Source organism: Roseibium sp. R5 (genome assembly GCF_055755305.1).
Map to the genome: position 1 here is coordinate 493160 of NZ_CM146910.1, position 20172 is coordinate 513331.

General features: G+C 54.7%; 16 protein-coding genes and 1 tRNA gene. 7 read left to right on the plus strand and 10 right to left on the minus strand.

Annotated elements, in window-relative coordinates; translation table 11 throughout:
• Positions 1-134 precede the first annotated feature (134 nt).
• Positions 135-362, minus strand: a complete 228-nt coding sequence (locus AC0J4F_RS02305) for a hypothetical protein (RefSeq protein WP_473025300.1) — start codon at positions 360-362, stop codon at positions 135-137.
• Positions 363-405: 43 nt separating this feature from the next.
• On the opposite strand from AC0J4F_RS02305, the gene AC0J4F_RS02310 reads away from it, so the two are divergent.
• From AC0J4F_RS02310 to AC0J4F_RS02330, 5 genes are all read left to right on the plus strand, one after another.
• Positions 406-1341, plus strand: coding sequence for a LysR substrate-binding domain-containing protein (locus AC0J4F_RS02310; protein WP_133948893.1), 936 nt, complete (start codon positions 406-408; stop codon positions 1339-1341).
• Positions 1342-1669: 328 nt separating this feature from the next.
• Positions 1670-2752 (plus strand): phenylalanine--tRNA ligase subunit alpha, encoded by a 1083-nt coding sequence (pheS, locus tag AC0J4F_RS02315; protein ID WP_473025301.1) that lies wholly within the window; start codon positions 1670-1672, stop codon positions 2750-2752.
• 27 nt (positions 2753-2779) lie between these two features.
• Complete coding sequence (locus AC0J4F_RS02320; protein WP_473025302.1) at positions 2780-3445, plus strand: phenylalanyl-tRNA synthetase subunit alpha; 666 nt, start codon at positions 2780-2782, stop codon at positions 3443-3445.
• Between the two features lie 56 nt (positions 3446-3501).
• On the plus strand, positions 3502-5919 hold the full coding sequence (gene pheT, locus AC0J4F_RS02325; RefSeq protein WP_473025303.1) for a phenylalanine--tRNA ligase subunit beta: 2418 nt from the start codon (positions 3502-3504) through the stop codon (positions 5917-5919).
• A gap of 593 nt (positions 5920-6512) precedes the next feature.
• Positions 6513-7169: a nucleotidyltransferase family protein gene (locus AC0J4F_RS02330; RefSeq protein WP_473025304.1), complete on the plus strand. Its 657-nt coding sequence runs from the start codon at positions 6513-6515 to the stop codon at positions 7167-7169.
• Between the two features lie 8 nt (positions 7170-7177).
• On the opposite strand, the gene pabB is transcribed toward AC0J4F_RS02330, so the two are convergent.
• The 5 genes from pabB to AC0J4F_RS02355 all read right to left on the minus strand — a co-directional run bounded on the left by pabB (position 7178) and on the right by AC0J4F_RS02355 (position 12553).
• Positions 7178-9037 carry an aminodeoxychorismate synthase component I gene (gene pabB, locus AC0J4F_RS02335; protein WP_473025305.1) on the minus strand — a complete coding sequence of 620 codons (1860 nt, stop codon included), beginning with the start codon at positions 9035-9037 and terminating at the stop codon, positions 7178-7180.
• Between the two features lie 228 nt (positions 9038-9265).
• Positions 9266-10756 carry a methyl-accepting chemotaxis protein gene (locus AC0J4F_RS02340; protein WP_306148190.1) on the minus strand — a complete coding sequence of 497 codons (1491 nt, stop codon included), beginning with the start codon at positions 10754-10756 and terminating at the stop codon, positions 9266-9268.
• On the minus strand, positions 10756-11076 hold the full coding sequence (locus tag AC0J4F_RS02345) for a hypothetical protein (protein ID WP_209002338.1): 321 nt from the start codon (positions 11074-11076) through the stop codon (positions 10756-10758). Before AC0J4F_RS02345 ends, AC0J4F_RS02340 begins: the two co-directional genes overlap by 1 nt.
• 211 nt (positions 11077-11287) lie before the next feature.
• On the minus strand, positions 11288-11953 hold the full coding sequence (gene msrA / locus AC0J4F_RS02350) for a peptide-methionine (S)-S-oxide reductase MsrA (RefSeq protein ID WP_166672696.1): 666 nt from the start codon (positions 11951-11953) through the stop codon (positions 11288-11290).
• A gap of 144 nt (positions 11954-12097) precedes the next feature.
• Positions 12098-12553 (minus strand): hypothetical protein, encoded by a 456-nt coding sequence (locus AC0J4F_RS02355; RefSeq protein ID WP_473025306.1) that lies wholly within the window; start codon positions 12551-12553, stop codon positions 12098-12100.
• A 358-nt stretch (positions 12554-12911) separates the two neighbouring features.
• Here AC0J4F_RS02355 and AC0J4F_RS02360 point away from each other — a divergent pair.
• Positions 12912-13001 (plus strand) — tRNA-Ser (locus AC0J4F_RS02360).
• A 168-nt stretch (positions 13002-13169) separates the two neighbouring features.
• Here the strand turns inward: AC0J4F_RS02360 and AC0J4F_RS02365 are convergent.
• Positions 13170-15590, minus strand: a complete 2421-nt coding sequence (locus AC0J4F_RS02365) for a hypothetical protein (RefSeq protein WP_473025307.1) — start codon at positions 15588-15590, stop codon at positions 13170-13172.
• 519 nt (positions 15591-16109) lie between these two features.
• Here AC0J4F_RS02365 and AC0J4F_RS02370 point away from each other — a divergent pair.
• Positions 16110-17399 (plus strand): Hsp70 family protein, encoded by a 1290-nt coding sequence (locus tag AC0J4F_RS02370; protein WP_473025308.1) that lies wholly within the window; start codon positions 16110-16112, stop codon positions 17397-17399.
• A 52-nt stretch (positions 17400-17451) separates the two neighbouring features.
• Here the strand turns inward: AC0J4F_RS02370 and AC0J4F_RS02375 are convergent, their stop codons facing one another.
• From AC0J4F_RS02375 to AC0J4F_RS02385, 3 genes are all read right to left on the minus strand, one after another.
• Positions 17452-18858 carry a PepSY-associated TM helix domain-containing protein gene (locus tag AC0J4F_RS02375; protein ID WP_473025309.1) on the minus strand — a complete coding sequence of 469 codons (1407 nt, stop codon included), beginning with the start codon at positions 18856-18858 and terminating at the stop codon, positions 17452-17454.
• Positions 18859-18944: 86 nt separating this feature from the next.
• Entirely contained in the window at positions 18945-19346 is a 402-nt protein-coding gene (locus AC0J4F_RS02380; RefSeq protein WP_428528692.1) for a DUF2946 family protein, read from the minus strand.
• A gap of 102 nt (positions 19347-19448) precedes the next feature.
• Positions 19449-19967, minus strand: coding sequence for a glycine cleavage system transcriptional repressor (locus AC0J4F_RS02385; protein ID WP_473025310.1), 519 nt, complete (start codon positions 19965-19967; stop codon positions 19449-19451).
• Positions 19968-20172: the final 205 nt, after the last annotated feature.

The window sequence follows — 20172 nt, forward strand, 5'->3', positions numbered from 1 at the left end:
CCAATTCTATGGAATAAATACAGAAACGGCGCCGGGTATCTACCGCGGCGCCGTTTTCTATTTTTTCTGGGTGTTGCCGACCGGCCATGGCCGATCAGAAGTCTTGAGGCCGGTTCGACAACCGGCCGGTTGGCTTAGCGCCGGTTAAACGGCAGATCTGCCAGTTCACGCGGGCTCATGCGCTGGATTGCCGGGTGCGCCAGCGGGTCGCGGCGGTCAAGGCTGTTTCCAGATTGAGCAGTCAAATGACGACGTTTGAACAAATTCAACATGATCTTATTTTCCTTCTTGTTGTTTTTCTCATGGCCAAATTCCTTAATTTTTGAATTTAGCATGGCTATATATAGGCGCATATTTTCCAACTAAAAATCGACTTATTCTGGTTTTCAGTTTAGATTTTCTAATATGAAAACACTCAATCAAGTGCATTTGTCAGGCCTGCGCGCTGTGGAAGCGGTCGGGCGCCTGGGCTCTGTCAAAGCGGCAGCAAACCTGCTCGGCGTGACCGTCGGAGCGGTCAGCCAACAGATCCAGAAAACAGAAGCCCAGTTGGGCGTTCAGCTGTTTGAACGGAAGAACAGACTGCTCGTTCCGACCCCGCATCTTCAGGCAATGCAGCCCCATCTGACGTCCGGCATGTCCTCCCTCTCAACGGCCGTTGCGATTACCCAGCGTGGCCGCGAGGATTCATTGACGATTTCTGTCGCGCCGGTTTTCGCCGGTAAGTGGCTCGTCTGGCATCTGAAACACTTCAACAAAATGCACCCGGGCATTCGGGTCCGCGTGGAAGCAACCGTCGATCTCGTGGACCCGAACACAAGTGATGTCGATCTTTGCATCCGCGTGGGCAACGGCCCCTACCCGGACGTGAATGCGGAAAAACTGCTCAATCAACGGGTCTTCCCGGTCTGCAGCCCTGCGCTGGCGGAACAGATCAAACGCCCTGAAGACATTGGCAAGCTGCCCATTATTCGCGACCCCGGCCAGATGTTTACCTGGAAGACCTGGTTGGACCTCTTTGACCTTGATGAAAGCATACTGCAGGATGGCCCCAGTTTTTCCGACGGCTCTTTATGCATGGACGCTGCAATCGCAGGCCAAGGTGTTTTCCTCGCCTGGGAAACATTAGCCGTTTACGCCGTCAATTCCGGGCAGGTGATCGCACCGTTTCCTGAACGGCCATCCACGGGTCTCGGCTATTGGCTGATCAGCGGCAAGAATGTGCCTCGGACACGAGCAAAGGATGCATTCGGCTCCTGGCTCACGAGCGAATTGCAGCGATCGATTGGCCGTCCCAAGGGAAGTGATGTGGCCCCGGCGCAACGCCAGGACCCCGACTGATCCCCCGCTGACGTTTCTTCTTGTTTTGATCAAGCATCCGCTTATGCTGGCCGCATGATCTATCTGGTTCACACAGACGCATCTGCTTGCCATTTATGCGTTCCGATTGCCGACGCATCGGGGAGGCGGCGGTTTGCCGAGTGCCAGGGTCCCGCTTGCGGGCGATTTATGCGCTGACGCGCCAGTTTTCTCCAGCGCGAACGTCATCCTTGGGGCTCCCGCAATAATGCGTCTGAAGCCGTGGCATTGTGCGCCATTATTCGCTAAAAGACCCCGACTTTCTGTTTCGAAGACACCGCGCACCGCGCGCGAACCGACCTGAGCACGCATGTCCAATCTCGATACTCTTGAATCTGAACTCCTCGCAGCCATTGAAAACGCCGGCTCCGAATCCGCCCTGGAAGAAGTGCGGGTCGCCGCGCTTGGCAAGAAGGGCAGCATCTCTGAGCAAATGAAGACGCTCGGTAAGATGACGCCGGAAGAACGCCAGGTGATGGGCCCGGCGCTGAATGGCCTCAAGGCGAAAATCACTGATGCCGTCGCGGCCCGCAAAGACGTCCTTGCGGAAGCCGCGCTGGAAGCTCGGCTGGCAAGCGAGACAGTCGATGTCTCATTGCCGATGCGGCCGTCCCCGACCGACACCGGACGCATTCACCCGGTCAGCCAGGTCATCGACGAGCTGACCGCAATTTTCGCCGATATGGGCTTTTCGATTGCGGAAGGTCCGGACATTGAGACGGATGAACTCAATTTCACGGCTCTCAATTTTCCGGAAGGCCACCCTGCAAGGGAAATGCACGACACCTTCTTCTTCAATGAAAAGGAAGACGGTGAGCGCCTGCTTTTGAGAACCCACACATCGCCGGTTCAGATCCGCACCATGCGCACCGAGGAACCGCCGATCCGTGTGATCATTCCCGGCCGGACCTATCGCTGCGACAGCGACCAGACCCATACGCCGATGTTCCACCAGGTCGAAGGCCTGGTGATCGACAAGGAAAGCCACCTCGGCCACCTGAAGTGGATTTTGGAAGAATTCTGCAAGGCGTTTTTCGAAGTCGACGACATCAAAATGCGCTTGCGCCCGAGCTTCTTCCCGTTCACCGAACCGTCCATGGAAATCGACATCCAGTGCGACCGGTCCGGCGGCGAAGTCAAAATCGGCCAGGGCGATGATTGGCTAGAAATCCTCGGCTGCGGCATGGTGCATCCGAACGTGATCCGCAACTGCGGACTGGACCCGGACGTTTACCAGGGTTTTGCCTGGGGCATGGGCATCGACCGGATCGCCATGCTGAAATACGGTATGCCCGATCTGCGCGCGTTCTTTGATGCAGATGTCCGCTGGATCCAGCACTATGGTTTCCGGCCGCTCGACTTGCCGACCCTGTTCGGCGGGCTGTCCAGCTAACTTGGGATCTTTAAAGGGGCATTCTTCATGTCAGTCCTGACCCGTCTTTGTGTCGCAACTGTTTTGATTGTCGCAAGCCTTCTGCCGGCGGTCGCACAGACAGCAAGCCAAACGTCTGATCGTGACGCGCGCGTTGCTGCACCCACGTCGTTCCTGGAGGCTTGTGCCGAGAAGATCGAAGAACGTGGCCGACTTCGTTTCTGTGACACCTATTTTCGCGACAAGCTCGGAACTGAAGCTGACGCGCTGCTGTACCTCAGAGACCGGATCACACGTCTGCGGGCTTCTCACGAAACCAGTTCTGCCGATAAGTACGAGAGCTTTCTGCAAGCGATCTATATCGTGGCGTTCCTGACGATCGCCTCGATCGTGCTGATTGCGAGTGAACGCCGTATTGGCGGCACAGCAAAGTGGGCAAGCCTGACCAGCACAGCGGCTTTGCTTGTGATGGTGATCATCGTTGCCATGGGCTGGCTCGGCAAGTACCGGGCCGAATACGCTGCACAGGTCGAACTTGGCATCTTGCGTGACCGGATCGAAACGGAAGCAGCCCAATCGATCGCAACTGGTCAGCAAATCACACCGGCAATGGTAACCGACTGGACACGCGACCTGTCCGCAATCGGGCGCCGGTTTGCGGAGAACTACGGCGAAGCAACGGTTATCCCGGAAGTGGACCGCTTTAGCCAGTAAGCGCTTCTTGAACAAAATTCGCGGCCTGCGCCGCATGATTGATAAAGAGACTTGTTATGAAATTCACTCTGTCCTGGCTCAAGGACTATCTGGACACGGATGCCAGCCTTGAGGACATCTTGGACCGCTTGAACATGATCGGCCTGGAGGTGGAAGAGGTTACGAACCGCGCCGACCGCCTCAAGCCTTTCAAGATCGCGAAAGTCCTGGAAGCCGAACAACATCCGAACGCAGACCGGCTGCGCGTCTTAAAGGTCGATACCGGGGACGGCGAGCCAGTCCAGGTTGTCTGCGGTGCGCCCAACGCCCGTGCAGGCCTCATCGGTGTTCTTGGAAAACCTGGCGACTATGTACCCGGCCTGGATGTTACGCTATCCGTCGGCAAGATCCGCGATGTGGAAAGCTTCGGGATGATGTGCTCGGAGCGCGAGTTGGAGCTGTCCGACGAGCATGACGGCATCATCGATTTGCCAGACGATGCCCCTGTTGGTGTGAACTATGCCGAATGGGCAGGCCTGGACGAACCTGTGATCGAGATCGGCCTGACGCCGAACCGTCCTGATTGTACTGGCGTTTACGGTATTGCGCGCGATCTCGCGGCGGCCGGCCTTGGCAAGCTGAAGGAACGCTCGCATGAGCAGATCCGCGGCGCTTATCCCTGCCCCGTCGACGTGACATTCGACTTCGGCGACACCAAGCCAATGTGCAAGGCTTTCGGTCTGCGGATGGTCAAAGGCGTCAAGAACGGCCCGTCACCACAGTGGCTTCAGGACCGCCTGGTGGCGATCGGCTTGCGGCCGATCAACATCCTGGTCGACATCACCAACTACATCACCTTCGACCAGGGCCGCCCGCTTCACGTTTTCGATGCAGACAAAGTGCACGGCAATCTTGTTGTACGCCGGGGCAAAACTGGCGAAAAGATCGACGGCCTCAATGCAAAATCCTATGACGTCGACGACACAATTTGCGTGATCGCGGATGACAAAGGCGTGGAAAGCCTTGGGGGCATCCTGGGCGGCGAACCCTCCGGCTGCACTGAGGAAACTGTCAACGTACTGATCGAGTCTGCGCTTTGGGACGAGGATGATATTGCGGCCACCGGCCGGAAACTGGGCGTCAATACGGATGCCCGCTACCGCTTTGAGCGCGGCGTCGATCCGGACTACATGATGCCTGGTCTCGAGCACGCGACCCGCATGGTGCTGGACCTGTGCGGAGGTGAGCCGTCCGAAGCCATTCGCACCGGCGACATCCCCGACAGCACAAACATCATCGATTTCCCGTATTCCGAGATCAGACGGCTGTCGGGCATCGACCTCACACCGGCTGAGGCAAACGTCACCTTGAAGGCGCTCGGTTTCTGGATTTCCGGTTCCGGAGACACTGTCAAAGTGGCTGCACCCAGCTGGCGCCCAGATATTGAAGGCAAGGCCGATCTGGTTGAAGAAGTGACCCGGATCGTCGGCCTGGATCGTGTCCCGTCAACGCCTCTGCCACGCCTTGGCACTGTCGCCAAGACCGTGCTGACACCGAGCCAGATCCGCCGCAACAAGGCACGCCGTGCCCTGGCCGCACGCGGGTTCAACGAATCCGTCACATGGTCCTTCATTCCGAAAGACCATGCCGTTCTGTTCGGTGGCGGCAACGACACGCTCGCTTTGGCAAATCCGATCTCACCGGAGATGTCAGACATGCGTCCGAGCCTGCTGCCAGGCCTTTTCATGGCGGCGCAGCGCAATGCTGATCGCGGCTATGGTGACGTTGCCCTCTTCGAGATCGGCCAGGTCTTCGAGTCCGATGCGCCAGAGGGACAAAAGATCGTGGCTGCTGGCGTACGCCGTGGAACCGCGAAGATGTCTGGAAGCGGACGCCATTGGTCCGGCACATCAGCCGCAGTTGATGTCTTTGATGCCAAAACTGACGCGGAAGCGGCGCTGGCAGCGATCGGCGCGCCGGTCGACAAGCTCCAGGTATTCACCGATGCACCGGACACTTTTCATCCAGGCCGCTCCGGGTGTTTGAAGCTTGGTCCGAAGAACACGCTTGCCATGTTCGGTGAAGTCCATCCGCGCATTTTGCAGAAGATAGACATCGAAGGGCCGCTCGTTGCTTTCGAAATCCATCTTGATGCTTTGCCGCAGCCAAAAGCCAAGGCAGGCCGCTCCAAGGGGTCCCTGAATGCTTCCGATTTGATGCCGGTTCGCCGCGATTTTGCGTTCCTCGTAGATAGCGCGGTCACCGCCGACAAGATCCTCAAGGCTGCCCGCGGGGCCGACAAGAGCCTCATCGAAGACATTACACTCTTCGATATCTACGAAGGGGCCGGTGTTCCAGAAGGGCAAAAGTCTGTTGCGATCGACGTTGTTCTCCAACCACGCAAAAAGACGCTGACGGATGAAGAAATCGACGCGGTTGCCAAGAAGGTGATCGCCAACGTTGAGAAAGCCACCGGCGGCACGCTGCGCGGCTAACACTTATTGCGCTGCCGCACGTAGGTTGTAGCGGCAGCGCAAATTGTTTGGCTCCAGTCTTACGGGACAGAGAATGGTGTAATGCTTTCGCAGCGTTTCACCGCGCACTTCTTTTTGTCCTTCGTAGGAATGAAGTCGGTTTTCGCATATTCGTTGACCTGACAAGATCCACGATCATTGACGTAACGGTCGAATGTATTGGGACCAGTATTCATCAGAACAGCGCCACGCTGAGCAATCAGTGACTGTGCTTGCGCGCAAGTCAATGATGTGGAGTTCGCTCGCCGGCTCTGTGCATCTGCCGGAAGGGTCAGGATTGCTGTTGCGACCAACGCTGTCACCGCGGGCACTGCCCGGAACCAAAACCTCTTTGATGTACGTCTGAAATGCCGTGCCATAGGCGCCTCCTCAAAATCACAATGAAATAACATTGGCGCCGTGGCCAATCAGATCAAGTTGAAACCCCGCGTCAATTTTAACCGCTCCCCCACAGAGCGAAAGCATGTTTGATGGCTGGTGCGCACAAGCCTGCGTGAAGACAGGCAGGCGAGAATCGCCTAACGATAGATGCCTTTCTCGCGTAAGGACATCGCATGCTTCCTTCCAAAACGTGCACCAAAGACTTCTGTCTTCTTGCGGATATTGCCGAAACAACGGAGCTCGAACGCGTCGAAGCGTTGGCCGATATTCTTCAGGAAATACCGCGTGTTATGGATATTCTCCGATGCATCAGAGACCTCCAGATCCGCGATGGCTGGCTTGTATCGGGCGGTATTTACCAGACCATCTGGAACGTCATCACAGACCGTCCTTTAGATCACGGGATAAAGGACTATGACGTTATCTATTTCGATGCACGCGACCTTTCTTACGAAGGTGAGGATGCGGTGATCCAACAGGTGCAGTCCGCACTTCCGGACCTTGGAGAGCTCGTGGAAGTCCGCAATCAGGCCCGTGTCCATCTCTGGTATAAACAGAGATTCGGTAGGCCCTACAGGCCGCTCGATTGTGCGATGGATTCGCTCACGACTTACGCTGCGCGGACCCATGCTGTGGCTGCGCAACTCGGTAAGGACGATCAGATTTGCATTCACGCGCCATTTGGACTTGCAAACATTTTCGCGATGCGGCTGGTCCCAAACTATAGCCAGCCCAATCCGGAAACCTACGCGGAGAAGGCGGCACGAATGAAAGCGCTATGGCCTGAGCTCGACGTTATCCCGTGGGATGTATCAGCAGCATCAGGCTGACAGCAGAATTATCCCAAGCGCCGCGTCTCTTGAACCGGAATGCCCTCAAGTGCCGACGATGACGGTTCGGCTTTCTCGGCCGCAATCATGCGAGCCCTGACCAAGCCGCGGACAGAGTTTCCGACAAACACCGCCTCGGCTCTTTCCAAATCTTCCGGCGTCAGATCGGCCTCAACTGCATAACCGGCCTCCAGCAGCCCCGCACGAAACGTTCCAGGTAATACGCCGTGTTCCAGCGCCGGTGTCAGCAGCTTGCCGTCGACCTTGAGGAACAGTGTTGTATAGGACCCTTCAGTGAGATAGCCGCTTTCATTCAAGAAAATAACTTCCTGGCACCCTGTTTCGGCTTGATACCTAGTTCGGGTCTCGTCGTAGAAGGACCGGTTGGTCGTCTTGTGATAGAGGAAACGATCACTGGACCGCGTGGTTTCTTTTGCGAGCACCAAATTGAAAACAGATCCGCGGTCCGCTGGCGGCAACTCCGTTGAAGAGATGGAAATGTCGCCTGCACGGCCCAACAACAGCCGGACACGCTGCGAGCCGCGACAGGCTTCGCCGGCGGTCTCCAGTCGATCCAGAACGGTTTGCAAATCAAACTGAAACCCGAAGTATTCTGCGGACTTTTGTAGCCGCTGCATATGACGCTCAAGCAGCAGGTACCCAACCTCTGGATCATACGCCATGGTCTCTATGAGGTCGAACTCAGGCAGATCTTCCGTCATGAATTTCAATTTCAAAGCACATTCGTCGTATTCGTGCTGCGCCTTGGAATCAAATACAACGCCGGATCCGGTCCCAATTTCTCCCGTTCCATCTTGCCGCAGAACCAGTGTGCGGATAGCCACGTTCAAGCAGAAATCACCAGTTGGTGCGAGAAATCCGATCGAGCCGGTGTAAACCCCGCGAGGTGCCGTTTCCAGGTTATGAGCGATCTGCATGGCGCTTAGTTTGGGCGCACCTGTGATGGAACCACACGGAAACAGCTGCCGGACGATGTCCCCAAATCCGCTTGTTGCCGGAACCTGAGCCTCGATGGTCGACGTCATCTGCTGAACGCTCTGATACCGCTCAACATCGCATAGTTTCGTGACCTTTACGGATCCTGTTTCTGCAATTCTGGAAAGATCATTGCGCATCAGATCAACGATCATGATGTTCTCTGATCGCTGCTTGGGATCCTGAGCAAGGTCTCGTGCAATACGGGCATCTTCAGAAGCGAACCTGCCGCGTGGTTCTGTGCCTTTCATGGGCCGTGTCCGCAACGTCGTTCCGGTGCGCTCCAAGAAGAGCTCAGGTGATAACGACAATACGGTCCGGTCTTCCAACTTCAAATAAGCTGCAAACTCCACCGGCTGGCGTTTCAAAAGGTCCTGGAACAAGACCGCCGGGGCGCCTTGATGGCCGAATTTGGCCCGAAGCGTCAGATTGACCTGATAGATATCGCCTTTAGAAAGGTGATCCTGGACCTTTGCGAACGCACGTTCGTAGTCTTCGATCGCCATATCAAAAGATGGCTTGCTGAAGCCTCGCGGAGCATTCGCGGTGTCCGCGTTCAGGACGTCAAAAGCCTCATCGTGCGTGAGATCCTGGCGCTCTTCGTACAGCCCGAACCAAAGAAGCGGTTCGCCGGATTCTTCAAAGCGCGTTTTGAGTTTTTCCTCAAAGGCAAACCCGAGTTCATACGCCAGATAACCAGCACAATAGTACCCGTCCTGTTGTGCACGCTCCATCTGCCTTAGGCAGCCGTCGACCTCTTCCAAACGCGCGCAGGTCACCACGTCGACCGGCGCTTCGAACAACGTCGCCGTCCGGCGCTTCAAAACGTCGAGCAGCAAGACTGATCCGGTTTTCATAGTGCGCGTTGACATCTGCTGACGCCGAGGTTCGAGAGGGTGGTTTATGCCGTAAATTAGACCGAACTGAGCGAAGGCTAACGGTCCATAAGAGGCGGCAGATTGCACTCATGCGTCATGTGGTCAAGTCTTTCGTCCCGGAAAAACGAAAATGACCGGCAAAACTCTTTGCCGGCCATCTAATTGTGTCACACGCAACTGGACATGAGCTGCTGCAGTCAGACCAAAATAGTCCGTTGCGGTTTAGGCAGCCGCAACGTCCTTCAGGAAGGTATCAATTGCACGCTTCACATCATCAGCTTCCTCGTTGAGCATCTGGGTTGCATCGACCATCAAGCGCGCCGAGGCGCCCGTACGTTCTGCCGATTCCCGAACATCGCCAATGTTGGTCGCCACCCGGCCGGTGCCGTCTGCAGCTTCCGCAACATTGCGCGAGATCTCCTGTGTGGCACCACCTTGCTGCTCAACCGCGGCCGCGATGGCCGCCGTATAGCTGTTGACCTCATCCATTGTGGACGCGATGGCCCCGATGGATTCAACGGCACCTTTGGTTTCCTCCTGGATGGCGGAAATCTGTGCGCCGATTTCTTCCGTTGCTTTGGACGTCTGAGTTGCCAGTTCTTTGACTTCAGCCGCAACAACAGCAAAGCCCTTGCCCGCCTCGCCGGCACGTGCGGCCTCGATCGTGGCATTGAGCGCCAGCAAGTTTGTTTGCTCAGCGATTGCCTGAATGAGGGTCACAACCTCGCCAATCCGGTTCGCAGCCTCCGCAAGCCCGGCAACTTTCTGGTTGCTGGTCTGTGCGTTTTCAGTCGCCTTCATCACGATGCCGGTCGTCTGCTCAACCTGACGCGAAATCTCGCTGATCGAACTGCTCAGCTCTTCGGCCGCTGAAGCAACTGTCTGGACATTGGACGAAGCCGTTTCGGAGGCATCAGAGACAGAAGTGGCGCGAACCGTCGTGTCTTCGGCAATTTGGCCCAGTTCCTGTGCTGAGCCGCGCATCTCTTCGACTTTCGCCGTTACGCCGTTCAGCTTTGTAGCAATCTCCGACTGGAACTGCCCGATGCGTTCTGTAATGGCCATTTGCTTGGCACGCTCGACTTCTGCGCGTTCCTCGTCCTGCGTTTGCAGAGACTGTGTTTCAGCTTGCGCGGCCTCGGCTTCCTCGCGAGCTTCATCCGATGCTGCGAATGCCTTTGCGATGAAATCTGTGATCCACCAAAGCGCAGCTACCTCGGCAACAACGATGATCGCATGGAAGACCACCCGGCCAAAGTCTGCCCCCGCCGGAAACACCGCCCAAGGCATTGCAAAGTTCAAACCCAGGTGATGCACAGCGACCACGCCCGCGTATGCCACAAGAGCGCGCCAGTCGACCCACCCCGTCAACACCGCCAGAACGGCAAAGAAATACATGTGCCCATCAAGTTGGTAAGAGGCTTCGACATTCGGTGTGTGAAGTGCTGCAACGAACAAGGCCGCCAATCCAGCGAGTGACATAGCAGTTGCCAAACGCGTTTCCACGCCAATGCCAAACCGGACCCAGGTGGCTGTTGCTGCAACGCCCAGCAATAGTGCGCCGCCGCACATGGTCACGAAAGAGACATTCCCCACGACCCACGCAGTTCCGATGACCAGAAAGACGTTAAACCATGTGAAAAAAATCACGATCCGGGAGAACTTTTCCCGCAAGACGTCCAGGCCAGATGCGGCCGATACCATGTTATTCATTACTGGGTCTCCATGGGTGTGCCAGTTATTCGTGCACAGGCATAGGCAACGGCAGAGGACGCAACAAATCCGGCGCCCGACTGATAGAGGCGCTGAACAAAATCACTGTCTGCACTTTGGCTCAAAGCAAACCAGGTTGCAGTTGGCGCCGCCATGATCCGACCTTCCGCTTTCGCGACAACCTCAAGGGCGGACGCCCCCCATGGCTTCGCAAATACGACCACCGGACCGTTCCCTGATGGCACCAATGTCCCGAGAAGCACGATCAAACTGCTTCCCAGGAAATAAAGAGCAACGAAGCGCTTTGTGGAATTGCTCAACTTTTTGCCAAATCACCAACACGTTTGGCGTAATTATCCCTGCGGCAATTTAATAAACTCTGAAATTTCGGAACTTAATGTTTGGACACACATGCCGGATTTTCGCCACTTCCAAGTGCTTTGTAACAATTGAAAACGGCCTGACGAATTCGTCAGGCCGTCCGAAAAAAACCCATTCTAGAACCGGGTTGCGGTTCGTCCAAGACCGGTCCTATTCAGCCGAGGTGAGCCCAACTGGACACGCGACACCGGTTCCACCGATCCCACAATATCCGCCCGGATTTTTCGCAAGATACTGTTGATGGTAATCTTCGGCGAAATAGAACTCGTCGAGCTTCTTGGTTTCAGTCGTGATCGCATTCTTGATACCGCTGTCATGAAGCGCTTTCTGATACGCGACCATAGATGCATTGGCTTCACTCAACGCCGCGTCTGTCGGAACGTATATCGCCGAGCGGTACTGGGTGCCGGTATCATTGCCCTGCCTCATGCCTTGTGTCGGGTCGTGATTTTCCCAGAAAACCTTCAAGAGATCTCCAAGCGTGACCTGAGCGGGATCATAAACGACCAGTACTGCCTCCGTGTGACCTGTCCGGCCGGTGCAGGTTTCATGGTAGGTTGGGTTTGGTGTGATCCCGCCTGCATAACCGACAGCTGTCACATGGACGCCGGGCAACGTCCAAAACAGACGTTCAGCGCCCCAGAAACATCCCATCCCGAAAAGAACGGTTTCCGACCCTTCCGGATACGGCCCCGTCATCGAGTTTCCATTCACAAAATGCGCCTCACCCGGCACAATGGCTTCTGCGCGGCCTGGAAGTGCCTCTGCAGAGGTCGGAAGTGAGAACTTTTTGCTCAACATTGTCATGAAAGACATGATCGCGCTCCAGGTTTTGATGACAGGAGTACGCACCTGCGATCCAGTGCAGGCGAATACCGATTGACAAATTATGTGGATCTATTTTGCAGCTTGTCTACGGTCAGGGGCCAATGCTCACTGAAGCTCACAATGCTATACACGCTAAGCATAGCGAAAACGGCGCTTTTGCCTTCTGGCGCCGATGAGCAAGAATAGCACCCCGATCCCAGCAAAGACGGCCCATGCCGGCCACGTCAAAACCGTTTGAAGCATCGGATCCCAAACAGTCGGATGGACATACCGCTGAATCACAGCTTGAGATAAATTAAGCGTTTCGGGTGACATCTCGAACCAAAGCTGACCGAGTGGCTTGAACATAATTTGCGATTCTGCAATCGAACGGCTTGCGTCTGCAATGCCAACAACAATCGCAATTGCTAGCAATCCGAAACCGAACATGCGCAATAAAAACTTCACAATACTTATCATTGCCGTACCGTCATATTTTATATTTTTCTGTGTTATTTCAAAATTCCAGATTTGACCTTGCTCGCTGCACATATGCAATTTGACTAAAGGCGAACAGGCCTCAAGTAATATCGTTAATTTCTTGATCAAGTATTGTCAGCTAACACTTTTGTGTTTCCGGCTTTAGCACTGCAATCATGCTCTGCCCTAACGTTATGATAGGCACGGCTATTGGACCACCGAGATTCCATCGACCAAATGAGTTCGATCATAATAGCCAACTCACATCCATAGAAGCGCCTGCTTTCAGCGAAAATCTCCGACTTCATTGCTTCAAAAATCAGATAATCAAACCCGCATTTTTCGGCATAAATTCAAACATTTCGCCGTGTTCCAATCAGCTATCCCCAAGCTCAGACCGATTGGATAAAAAAAACTTCATGAGATGCTTGCCTTCATCCGCCGCATCAGTATATTGCGCCCACTCAAGCGGGACACTGCTTGCAACGGACAGGTGGCCGAGTGGCTGAAGGCGCACGCCTGGAACGCGTGTATACGGGCAACCGTATCGAGGGTTCGAATCCCTCTCTGTCCGCCATTACCTCTGAAAACTGAATTTAGAAAACACCGCTGATTATTACAGGCGGTGGCATTTGGCATGACTTATGAACCGCCCGAAGACGGGTCCGGTGCCAAGAATTCGTTCAAGACTTCCCAAAAAATTGCCCGCCAGGTTATGGAGACCCGACGGGCAATGATCTTATGCTTAGTCGAACATCAACGAGTTCACTGCAAAGTTGGCATAATCTGCTGCCGTCATACCGACACTTGCAATCGTATTGACGGTGTCTGTGGCGTCCAGGAGGTTGTTGCCACCCAGATCGTCGATATATCCGATAATCGCGGCACCAGCATCCGAGTCAAAATACGTGACAAGAACTGCGGTGTCAGCGGCCAAGGCTCCACCATCATTGACATCAACAGTTCCAGCACCGATTGCGTCCGCGAAGCTTATGCCAATGGTATCAGTGAAGTTGATGATATGGTGCTCTGCGGCATCATCGACATCAGCGCCCGCAGCAACATCCAGAACGGACACGGAGCCACGATCGATCAATGCAGATATGTCGGTATTGGCCCCATCGCCGTGAATGGTCGAGAAGGTGAGCTCTGTCGTATCACCAAAGTCCACATCGTCTCTAGAGAACGAGATTGCGTCGCCGGAACTTGGATCAACTCCAACCGTGAACCCGTTGATCGTGTCTGCTCCGAAGACAAGCGTGCCGTTTTCGACTTCGACGATCTGCACCACATCATCACCGCTGCCCAGCGTGGCGGTATCCGCGCCCGCACCGAGGATGATAAAGTCCCCGAAGTTCGAGCCAAGCACTTCAAGAGCTCCATCAAGCTCATCGCACCCGCAGAAGAACAATCCACCGGTAAGACCAGAGGCATCAAATACCGTTGTTGCGCCAGATGCAGTGGTATTGTCGGAAATGATCAGTCCCTGATCACCACCCGTCAATTGGATGGTTTCAAAGTTTCGAACGGCATCCAGATCAAACGGATCTTCAAGCTCATCCGCCATTATCAGTGTATCAGTACCGTCGCCGCCATCGATCAAGCCGCCATCGTCAGCGACATAGAAGGCATTCTCTGCGCTCAGGGTCAGCGAGTCGTTGCCGGAAGACAACAACACCCCGCCCGCGCCTCCAAAGCCCAAACCGGAGAGGTCAACATCGTACCTTGAAAAGTCAATGTCCCCTTCTGCCGTTAGCACAAGGGTTTTCGCCGCACCTGTGTCTTCGAAGTTGGTCTCAAAGATGTTGTTCCATTGGTCTGCGGTACCGTATATCCAACTGTCCTGGGGTCCACTTCCCTCAAATACGCCGAGAAACCTGATACCATCAAAGAGATCGACCGACGTCGTGTGCGAGTCGTCTTCATAGATGTCCAGGTATTCAATTCCGCTTGCATCGGTGAAGACATAATGCGTGTCCTCAGTGATATCCGCGTCAATGATCAACGCGTCCTCGCTGCCGTCACCGCCGATTATCGTGGCAGTTTCCGCAGCTTCGGCACTCACGACAATCAAGTCGTCTCCGCCACCAGCATCAACGTAGGCATCCCCGGTCTGGAGGTCGATGATGAAATCATCACTTGCCCCAAGCGTCACGGACAGGTTGGAATGGTCTGACAGAAAAATCTCGGAATAAAAGCTTCCACTTGTATTCTCGACAACCAAAGTCTGGCCATCGGCTTTCGTAAGAGCTTCCAGAGCACCGGATTCGCCCTGAACTTCTATGTTTTCACCGTTGTGCTTATCTTCGATGTCGACCTCACCGATCACATCCTCAAAAATAATTTTTTCAACGGAGGTCAGGCTCATATCAAGTTGGTCGGACACGTCAGTTGCGTCGTCCGTCCGGACATCGTCGATTATGAAGGTGTTGAAGCCGGTAATGATAAGCGTATCCTCACCATCTCCGGCATCGATAACACTCAGATCCGCGTTGTCGAATGTGCTGTAAATCGTGTCGTTCAAATCCGTTGCGGAGTTTGTCGCATTCACCGGCACGCCTCCGACCAACACTTCAGATGCTCCGGCTTCGAGAATGATCGTATTGCCGATCGTGCTGCTGCCGCCACCGCCGGCTCCGCCACCGCCAGTACTACCACCAGTATCGCCATCGTCGGGATCGCCATCGCCGCCCAAAGGCGTATCCAGTACTACGGACGACAGATCTGTCCCGCTTAGGGTCTGTGCCCCGTCCCGGTTTTCGAATTGCCCATAAAGGACCCAATGCTGATAGGCCGTGAACGATCCAGCATCAACAGCAGCCTGGACGTCCGGATTGGCGGCAAGATACGTCGCAGAATCGAAGGCATCGTCGCCACCACCAATGTCCGGTTGGCCCAACAGCGTATCAATTGTTTGGTTCGGGATCCGTCCCTCAGCCGCGCCGTAAACCCAAAAGTGGTCCAGCGGATTAACACCGGCCGCTGCAACGTCAGGATTCTCTGAAAAGTAGAACGATGTATCGAAATTCTCGTTTGGGTCACGCCCTTCTGACCAACCGAACAGATTGAAGTGTTCTTCTGCGGACTGGAACAGGCCCGCATCAATTGCAGCAGCTACATCCGGATTGTTCGCAAGGTAATACTCTTCGTTGAACGCGATAGACATTTTTTTCCTTTGTTATTCGACACGATTACCCCCTGCCGGGTTTCGCTTAGTCCCAATGAGAGCCGCATCGTCCCTATGCGGTTAGGGCTTTTATAACCTTAACAAGACCTTAAGTGGCTAAATATTTAAATTAATGCGATGTATTTTGAACAACTTCGTAAACACGCCTCAACAACAACTATTTTTTGAGCCATTAACCCTAAATTTTCGGGAGTTTTCTTCTTGCGGTTTTGAGCTCAAAATGCATTTTATTTCGAAAATTCGAATTTATTTATCTTTGTAACGCTGCAATTTTGCTTTGAAGTTCCAGTCGTATCGGAATCCATTGAGGTGGATCACCAAAGACGAGCCAGGCGGTTATCACAGCGAGCCGATCATTCGAGGTGTTAACGCCTTGCTTGCCTTTCGCATCAAACAAGCGTACTCCGCACGCCCCACATCACTGACACGAAGACTGCGCAACAGATCGCCATTATCGCGATCGGTCTTTTATATGCATTTCAGAAGGACACCGTTTTCATGCAAACCATTGGACTTGATTTCGGCACATCGAACACCGTGGCGATGACAGCTTCCATGTCTGGGGCTGCAGAAGCGGTCACATTTCTCGGCGACCGGGAAACCGTGACCTCGTTGCCATCCGTCCTGAGCTTTCTCGACAAGGGAGCCGCAAAAGCGCCCCACCCTGAAGTCGGCCCCTGGGCAATCCGTCAGTTCCTTGAAAGTTTCGGTGATGTTCGTTTCATTCAGTCATTGAAAACCTTTGCGGCGAGCGCGGCCTTTAAAGGAACGGGCATTTTTGGCGTTCCGTTTGACTTTGAGAGCCTGATGGCGACGTTCTTGACGGCCGCTTTTGAGCGCGCCCATCCTCAGATCAATCCGTCTCAAACCCGATTGGTGGTAGGCCGGCCCGTTGAGTTTGCCGGTCACAATCCGGATGAACAGCTCGCGATGAAGCGGTATCGCTCAGCTTTCCGCAAACTCGGCTACGACGACATCCTTTTTGTCATGGAACCTGTTGGCGCCGCATTTTCCTATGCTCAGTCCCTCAAGCAGGATACGACCATCCTAGTGGCGGACCTTGGCGGCGGCACCACAGACTATTCGCTCATGCGGTTTGAGACCTCAGCAGGTCATATGCACGCGCACCCGCTGGGGCGCGGCGGCATAGGCATCGCGGGAGACACCTTTGACTACCGGATCATTGATAACGTCGTACTGCCAAAGCTCGGCAAAGGGTCTCAATACAAAAGCATGGGCAAGACACTGGACATTCCGCCCAACCTTTTCTCAAATTTTGCCCGCTGGCACATGCTGTCCATCTTCAAGACATCCGATGATTTCAAGGAGATGAAAAAGCTGCTACGCTGGTGCCTCGACCCAGATCAGATCGAGTTGTTCATTGAGCTCGTCGAAGAAGATCAAGGCTATCCACTCTACAAATCGGTCTCAGAGACAAAGGCACTTCTTTCAGCAAACGAAGAAGCCGAACTTACCTTCAAACCACTCGGCCCTGATTTCAAAGCAAGCGTTGCGCGGAAGGACTTTGAGAGCTGGATCGCTCCGGATCTCTTGAAGATGAATCGCGCACTCGACAGCACACTGGAACGCGCCAAGTTGAGCGAAAACGAAATTGACCGGGTGTTCATGACCGGCGGCACCTCGTTCGTGCCTGCGGTGCGGAAGATGTTCGCCGACCGTTTTGGTGCCGAGCGGATTTCAGGCGGCAATGAACTGACATCAGTGGCCAACGGCCTTGCTCTCATCGGCGCCCGACAGGATGCGGCAGATTGGTCGGTGGCAGCATAAAACGGTCTGATTAAGACAGACCGGGCTCTCAGAAGAGAGCCCGATCCATCAATTAGCCAAAGGCCTTTCTGAGAACCGGTATGCGCTTGACCAACACATAATCGAGCGCCAGGACTGTCAAAAGGGTCACTCCGGCAAGTGGAAACGCCAGCGACAGGAACAACATCAAAATCATGGCGCCACGCCAATGCGGCATGTTTTCCGGTGTCTTCGGCGCAATGATCCGGAGCGCTGCACCTTTCGGGCGGCGCATCCACCACATGACAACACCACTCACACACAAGAAGATCACGGACAGGCACGCGAGTGTGTTGAGCACCAGGTTCCAAAGCCCCACCAATCCCATATGCAGGGGTATGCCAACAGCCATTGCTTTTGCGGCAAGCGAATAGTCGGCAAACCCAACAGACGCCAGAATCTTGCCGGTATACTGATCAATGTGGACAGTGCGATCTGAGAAGGGATCTTCAGCATCAGAACTCATTGTGTCCTGATTGATGGTCCACACACCCGTGTCTCCTTGGGGATAGGAAATACGGTATCGGGCATTGAAGCCGATTGCCGCCGCCAAATCCGCGATGCTGTCGATCGTCACAGGCACGCCCTCGGGCGTTCCAGAAGCCCCGGATCCTGAGCCGGAAGCCGGCATTGGTGTCTGCTCCAGAGCCCAGGGCACTTCACCAACCGGACCGTGATTCATTGCAGCGTGTGTGCTGTCGGACAAGGGAACATTGTTCCATTTTTCCGCAGGAAAGGTGTTCCAAGCCTGAACGATCTTGCTTCCCCAAATACCGGTCCAGGCCATGCCGGTGATCAAGAACGCCAGCAAAATAACTGAAACATAGATCCCGATACTGGAATGAAGCCCCTTCCAGAAATCTCGTCCCCTGGCTTTCATGTTTGGAACGACGGACTGTGCAAAGGACCGGTCACGCGGCCACCAAAGGTAAAGACCCGTTACCACCAACACGATCGACAAACCGGCTGCGATCTCCAGAAGGCGGTCGCCCGGTGTTCCGAGCAGAAGATCGCTGTGGATGCCGTCGGCAAAATCATACCAGCCTTTTCGCCGTTCCCAGCTTTCAACCACGTCTCCAGTATACGGATCGACAGCCACCATTGACTGAACACCGTCTACTTTGACGCGGAAAACAGACACGTTGTTGTCAGCGCGCCCCTTGAGCCATTCCACAACAATCCCGTTTGGCTGTTGCTTCAGGGCTTGGCTCGCTTGTTCGGACACACTCAGCGGCTGACCATCTTGAGGGACAGACACGGTAATTTTTTCGCCGTCACGGCCATCTAGGTAACCGATGAACATCATCATCATGCCTGTGACCGCGAGGACCATAAGGAAGGGCACAACAAACAATCCGGCATAAAAGTGCCAGCGCCATGCAGCGCGATAGAACGCGTTCGGTGCAGACGCACCTCGAACGTCTTGTGAGATATCACTCATGGGATCTCCATACCGGATGCCCCACCACTCAAAGACAGTTGGAGGCGGTCCGGTTCATATCAATTTCAAAATGGATTTCGGGAAGATCAGATCCCAAGAGGCGGAGCGCGTGCCCCGTTCTGGCTGCGGTTCAGCGAGCTTGTCCGTGGCGCTTCGGCAAAGAACGGAATTGCCAGCGAAGCGAAGACCGGTAAGGCGCTGTCCGATGCCAAGACCGGCACGACCACCGCTCCAACACCGGAAAATACACAGTGGTTTGATGCTTTGCCTTCATCATCACCCATCGGTCCAGACGGCAGTTCTTTACCGTCGGCATCTAGGGTGATGGTTCTCATGCCGTCCGGTGTACACAGGACGACCGTAAAGCCCTGATCCTTTTGCAGCGATGGCATGAAGCCTTGCGGCAAAAGGGCAGACAGCAGGAATGGCAGCAGCAGCACAAACACTGCTGCATTCAATTTCCGGATGTTTTGCCGGAGTTCGCCCAAGATCCTGATGCCCCTCACTTCAGAACGGCTGAGTGCTTAAGGTAGATCCAGAACAAAGACAATTCCAAAAATCAGATGTGCCGGAAGAGCCAGCCTGTCTCCTTACTCGGCAAGGCTGATGTCGGCCATCAGATCCGCCGCTGTTGCTTGCAATGCGTCGCTCAATTGAGCAGGTGTCAGTCCGGTTGGAAGCCTCAAATCCGCCGAGGCCTTGAACAGGAAACCGCCCTGCATCGATCCCGCTTCAACAGACGTTTCCAGGTGCTCGATGCTGACCTTGTGCTCGCTCAGAATGTGGGTGATGTCGCGCAATATACCCGGATGATCCTGCGACACCAGATCCAGGTGGGCGGACGCTCCAAGCGCTTCATTGACGCTGCTCTGGCCGGAACGCAGCGTGATATCGATCCCATCTGATCCAAGTGCCTCCAGCGCCGCAGTCAGCTGGCTGGCGTTTTCGGCAGGAACAGAGATGCGCACGATGCCGGCAAACTCGCCACCAAGTCGGGCCATGGAACTCTCGATCCAATTCCCGCCTGCGCCAGCGATGACGTCAGCGATCTTCTCGACAAGCCCAGAACGGTCTTCGGCAATGACTGTGAACACGAGATGGTCTTGCATGATACGGCACCCGATTGATCGAGGTTGTTACAGTTCTTGTTGACATTTCAAGATTGAGAAAACAAGTGACTGTGCAAAATAGCTAAGGACACCGTCCGTCTTTATAGGGTCTCGGATGCTACCCGGGATCCGCGGTTTCAACAGTGGTCATTTAGAATTTACCAGGGCGCCCCTATATTCATTTCGAGGCGCAGACGTGTACAAA

Bases quoted from the DNA above. Each gene is read 5' to 3' on its own strand.
- AC0J4F_RS02310 (WP_133948893.1), top strand. From the start codon at position 406: ATGAAAACACTCAATCAAGTGCATTTGTCAGGCCTGCGCGCTGTGGAA.
- pheS (WP_473025301.1), top strand. From the start codon at position 1,670: ATGTCCAATCTCGATACTCTTGAATCTGAACTCCTCGCAGCCATTGAA.
- AC0J4F_RS02320 (WP_473025302.1), top strand. From the start codon at position 2,780: ATGTCAGTCCTGACCCGTCTTTGTGTCGCAACTGTTTTGATTGTCGCA.
- pheT (WP_473025303.1), top strand. From the start codon at position 3,502: ATGAAATTCACTCTGTCCTGGCTCAAGGACTATCTGGACACGGATGCC.
- AC0J4F_RS02330 (WP_473025304.1), top strand. From the start codon at position 6,513: ATGCTTCCTTCCAAAACGTGCACCAAAGACTTCTGTCTTCTTGCGGAT.
- pabB (WP_473025305.1), bottom strand. From the start codon at position 9,037: ATGTCAACGCGCACTATGAAAACCGGATCAGTCTTGCTGCTCGACGTT.
- AC0J4F_RS02340 (WP_306148190.1), bottom strand. From the start codon at position 10,756: ATGAATAACATGGTATCGGCCGCATCTGGCCTGGACGTCTTGCGGGAA.
- msrA (WP_166672696.1), bottom strand. From the start codon at position 11,953: ATGTCTTTCATGACAATGTTGAGCAAAAAGTTCTCACTTCCGACCTCT.
- AC0J4F_RS02365 (WP_473025307.1), bottom strand. From the start codon at position 15,590: ATGTCTATCGCGTTCAACGAAGAGTATTACCTTGCGAACAATCCGGAT.
- AC0J4F_RS02370 (WP_473025308.1), top strand. From the start codon at position 16,110: ATGCAAACCATTGGACTTGATTTCGGCACATCGAACACCGTGGCGATG.
- AC0J4F_RS02375 (WP_473025309.1), bottom strand. From the start codon at position 18,858: ATGAGTGATATCTCACAAGACGTTCGAGGTGCGTCTGCACCGAACGCG.
- AC0J4F_RS02385 (WP_473025310.1), bottom strand. From the start codon at position 19,967: ATGCAAGACCATCTCGTGTTCACAGTCATTGCCGAAGACCGTTCTGGG.